This window comes from Mesorhizobium sp. M1E.F.Ca.ET.063.01.1.1 (genome assembly GCF_003998155.1).
In the GTDB taxonomy this organism is placed as follows: Bacteria; Pseudomonadota; Alphaproteobacteria; order Rhizobiales; family Rhizobiaceae; genus Mesorhizobium.
The window spans coordinates 1-3,921 of record NZ_RZSC01000570.1; the positions used below are offsets into that span (position 1 = coordinate 1).

Sequence of the window (3,921 nt, forward strand, 5' to 3'; positions counted from 1 at the left end):
ACCTGATATGGGCTGAACCATTCATCCAGGCCGTCGGGAATGGCTTCGCCCGCAAGCACATCGCCACGGTAGAGGTCGGCGGCGCAGGCGAGGTCCGCCGTCCCGCTTTCGGCGAGCTGGCGCTCGAAGAGCCAGATATCGGCTTCGTCCGGGCCGGCGGTCAGAGCCACCGTTTCCTGATCTCCGTCGATGGAAATGGCCGCATTGGCGGCGGCGGGAAACCATCGCCTGATGTCGGCCAGCGCCTGGCGCAGGCTGTTTCGCGATTGCGCATCGCCCCGTCCCGGCCAAAACCCTTCGCAAAGCCGTTCGCGATGGTGGCCGCGGCGACCCGCCAGGACCAGGGCGGCAAAAAGAAGCGCCGACTTGCGCGTTGCGAAGCGGACGGGCTGCCCCTCTGCCGAAGTCACTTCGAGACCGCCAAGCAACCGGATGCGCACGACGCCCCTCCGAATTTCGAACGCGCCGGCAGAATAGCATCTTCGCCGGTCGATTTAACGCGGATTTAACGGCGGCCCGCCGGACTGCCCCCAATGGTTCACGCCTGGCTGAACAGCCGCAAATCGCGTGTGTGACAAGCTGCCACCGTAATCTGGAACGGGAGAGCAAAATGGCACACACGGACACTCACGCGGAGACCCGCGCATCGAAATACCGGCTGCTTGGGGCAGCGTCGAACAGCATGGCGACAGCAGTCGCTGCCTGCACGGCCTGGCGGCGCACGATCGCAGGGCGCAGGGCGTTAGCAGACCTGACGCCCGACCAGTTGAAAGATATCGGCTGCTCAGAGTCCGATCAGCGAAAGTTCGTCGTAGGAGCCAGCCTCTGGACCGATCTGATGTCGATGAGGTGAGGTCGGCGAAATTCGAAGGACCGGCGGCGCGACTGCCTGGGTGTGCCGATCGGCTGCCGGCGCGCCTGCCCCGGTCGCGTCCTCAACGCGAGGGCAGTAGAGAGACCTTCACCCGTGGTGCGAAGAAACAGCGCAAATAGGGCTGATTGGTTATGACGTAGTTGTTCTCGCAGATATGGTATTGGTCGTCCGGCGATTCCTGCACCCGGTCTCGCGGGATGTTGAAATCATCGGGCAAATAAACGTAGCCGCCGTCGACCCGGGACTGCACCGACGACTGCGGTATGGGACGGCAATCAAAACCGCCGCAACACTTGAATTTCGTTACCGGATCGACCTTGTTTTCGTACCAATCATGAGCATTGGCGCCTGTCGCGGCGGCAAGGCACATAGCTGTGAGGATGAACCTTCGCATGGCATTCCTCGAATATGCGGAGGCGCTGCACGCTCGAGCATCATGTATATTAGCGTTCTGCTAGAAAAGCCATTAGTCCGTGAATGCCCAACAAGGCCACCGCGGTCTGCATCGGCGGCGGGCGGGCGGCATCTGGGCCGATATGCAGGGCGCCGGCATCACAGGCTGAAGATCGGCGAAGCTCCGTAGACAGACGTCCGGCTACGCGTCGGCTGCATCTACGGAAGGCAAACAGCGTGAGGACTGGTTAGCTCCCGGCCAAAACAAAGGGCGCTTGGGTCGAAACCGGACTTCGAACCAGCCTTCTGCCTTGCCCGCTCAGACCAGCCGCTGCCCGCCATCGATGTGGATCGTCTCGCCGGTCATGAATGCGTTCTGCATCAGATAGAGATAGGCGGGCGCAACATCGGCAGGTGTCGCGATCTTTCCCGCCGGGATGCGGGCGCCCATCTGGTCGAAATAGCCTGCCTTGGCCTCGCCGACGATCTCGTCCCACATCTCGGTATCGACCCAGCCGGGCGAAACGATGTTGACGCGGGTCGGCGCAAGCTCGAGCGCCAGCGCGCGGGCGAAATAGGTGAAGGAGCCGGCGATCGCCGAGACGACCGAGCCGCCGGGAACCGGCGGTCGGTCCTTGTTTATACCGGAGGTGAAGGTCATGGAGCCGCCTTTCCTCAGCGTGCGCACGGCGTGCTTGGCCAGCATCACGGCGCCGACCAGCTTGCCGTCGACGAACTGGCGCACGAAATCCATGTCGGCCTCGCCGATCGGATAGTTGGGCGGCGGCGTGCCGGCCGTCGCCACCAGATGATCGAAGGCGCCGGCTTCGTCGAACAGGTGGGCGACGTCCCCCTCGTTGGCCATGTCGGCCGCAACGCCCATCACGCGCCCTGCCCCGGCGAGTTTCGCTACGGCGGCCTTCAGCTTGTCCGCCGAACGGCCGGCGATCACCACCTTAGCGCCACCTTCGAGCGCTGCCACCGCCACGCCGAAACCGATGCCGGAGCTGCCTCCGACGACGATGATTTTCTTGTCCCTGAGCGTGGTCATGGGGTCCTCCGTCTTCCAGCTATGGGGTTGAAAATTATGCGCGGCCGGCGTGGGCCGCTTCGATATCGGCGAGGATGATCTTGCTCATCTTGTACATCGCCTGCCGCGCCCGGTCGGCCTTCTCACGGTCCGGATCGTTCATCAGGCGCAGCGCCGGCTCCGGGATGACCTGCCAATAGACGCCGAATTTGTCCTTGAGCCAGCCGCAGGGTTTTTCCGAGCCGCCGCCTGCAGTCAGCGCATTCCAGTAGTAGTCGGTCTCGGCCTGGTCGCTGGTCTCGACGTAGAGCGAGATCCTTTCATTGAAGGGCGGCACCCCGCCGGCGTTGAGCGCGGTGAAGCGCTGCCCTTCGAGCTCGAAGTCGAAGATCGCGTGCGGCACCGTCCCGTTGGTGCCGCCGACGAAGTCGGTGAATTCGATCGCGCCCAGCGCCCGGCCGTTCCTGAACACCGACAGATAGAAGTCGCGCGCCTCTTCGGCATCGAGGTTGAACCAGAGGAAGGGATGAACGGTAGCCACGTTTGCCTCGTGATTTTTGATCACAAATCCTGTGAGGATTTTTGGCTGGCAAAAGCTCGACAGACAAACCAAAATTTAGCAAGTATTTGTTACCGTCACTCACAAATGACTTTCTCGCCGTGACCCGCAAGCTGCCGCCGTTGAATGCATTGCCGGCCTTCGAGGCCGCCGCGCGCCACCTGAATTTCTCCAGGGCGGCAGACGAGCTCAACGTCACGCATGGCGCCGTCAGCCGCGCGGTAAAACATCTCGAGGACCAGCTCGGCGTGCAGCTCTTCGAGCGCGCGACGCGCTCGGTGCGCCTCACCCCTGTCGGCGAGCCCTATGCGCGGGCGGTGCGCGAGGCGCTCGACCAGCTCTCGGTCGCCACCCACACGGCGACCTCCCGCCTCTCTGGCTCGACCTTGAATGTCAGCACGTCGGACGGCTTTGCCGGAAAATGGCTGGTGCCCCGGCTCTACCGATTCCATCGGGCGCATGCCGACATCGACGTACGCGTCTCGACCACCGGCAAGCTCACCAATTTTCGCGGCGACGGCATCGATGTCGCCATCCGTTACGGCAGCGGCGATTATCCGGGGCTGACGTCGGAATTCCTCACCGGCGAGGAGGTTTTTCCCGTCTGCAGCCCCAGGCTCCTGGAGGGACCGCATCCGCTCAAGAAGCCTGAGGACCTCAAACATCACACGCTGATCCGCGACGGCTATCGGATCGACTGGGCGGCTTGGCTTGCCAGCGCCGGCGTCGAGGGCGTCGACCCGAACAGCGGGCTCACCTTCGATTCCGCCACCTTCGCGGTGGAATCGGCCGTGCAGGGCGAAGGCGTGGTGCTTGGCCGCACCATGCTGGTTTCGGCCGACCTCGCCACCGGCAGGCTGGTTCGGCCTTTCGACCACGCGTTGAAAGCCGTCTCCAGCTTCTACCTCGTCTACCCACCAGAGGCGATCCGCCAGCGCAAGGTGAAGGCTTTTCGGGATTGGTTGTTTTCGGAGATCGGGCCGGGCTGAGTTCAGCGACCGTCTGCACAGCGCCTTGCTGCCTTCGAAACATGGCAGCCAGCCTGCACTTCCTGCGGCAATGGGG

At 63.4% G+C, this 3,921-nt stretch carries 5 protein-coding genes and 1 pseudogene; 2 read left to right on the top strand and 4 right to left on the bottom strand.

Annotated features, from left to right (window positions below):
• Positions 1-440: pseudogene (locus EOA29_RS28175) on the bottom strand (hypothetical protein); the annotation flags it as partial.
• Positions 441-610: 170 nt separating this feature from the next.
• Here EOA29_RS28175 and EOA29_RS28180 point away from each other — a divergent pair.
• The gene (locus tag EOA29_RS28180; protein ID WP_126094686.1) at positions 611-853 is read left to right on the top strand and encodes a DUF1127 domain-containing protein; all 243 of its coding nucleotides are present in this window, start codon (positions 611-613) and stop codon (positions 851-853) included.
• A gap of 82 nt (positions 854-935) precedes the next feature.
• On the opposite strand, the gene EOA29_RS28185 is transcribed toward EOA29_RS28180, so the two are convergent.
• The 3 genes from EOA29_RS28185 to EOA29_RS28195 form a co-directional block, all read right to left on the bottom strand.
• Positions 936-1,268: a hypothetical protein gene (locus tag EOA29_RS28185; protein ID WP_126094687.1), complete on the bottom strand. Its 333-nt coding sequence runs from the start codon at positions 1,266-1,268 to the stop codon at positions 936-938.
• 318 nt (positions 1,269-1,586) lie between these two features.
• Entirely contained in the window at positions 1,587-2,318 is a 732-nt protein-coding gene (locus EOA29_RS28190; RefSeq protein WP_126094688.1) for an SDR family oxidoreductase, read from the bottom strand.
• 34 nt (positions 2,319-2,352) lie between these two features.
• Entirely contained in the window at positions 2,353-2,838 is a 486-nt protein-coding gene (locus tag EOA29_RS28195; protein WP_126094689.1) for a VOC family protein, read from the bottom strand.
• Between the two features lie 119 nt (positions 2,839-2,957).
• On the opposite strand from EOA29_RS28195, the gene EOA29_RS28200 reads away from it, so the two are divergent.
• Entirely contained in the window at positions 2,958-3,845 is an 888-nt protein-coding gene (locus tag EOA29_RS28200; RefSeq protein WP_126094690.1) for a transcriptional regulator GcvA, read from the top strand.
• Positions 3,846-3,921 lie beyond the last annotated feature (76 nt).

Bases quoted from the DNA above. Each gene is read 5' to 3' on its own strand.
- EOA29_RS28190 (WP_126094688.1), bottom strand. From the start codon at position 2,318: ATGACCACGCTCAGGGACAAGAAAATCATCGTCGTCGGAGGCAGCTCC.
- EOA29_RS28180 (WP_126094686.1), top strand. From the start codon at position 611: ATGGCACACACGGACACTCACGCGGAGACCCGCGCATCGAAATACCGG.
- EOA29_RS28185 (WP_126094687.1), bottom strand. From the start codon at position 1,268: ATGCGAAGGTTCATCCTCACAGCTATGTGCCTTGCCGCCGCGACAGGC.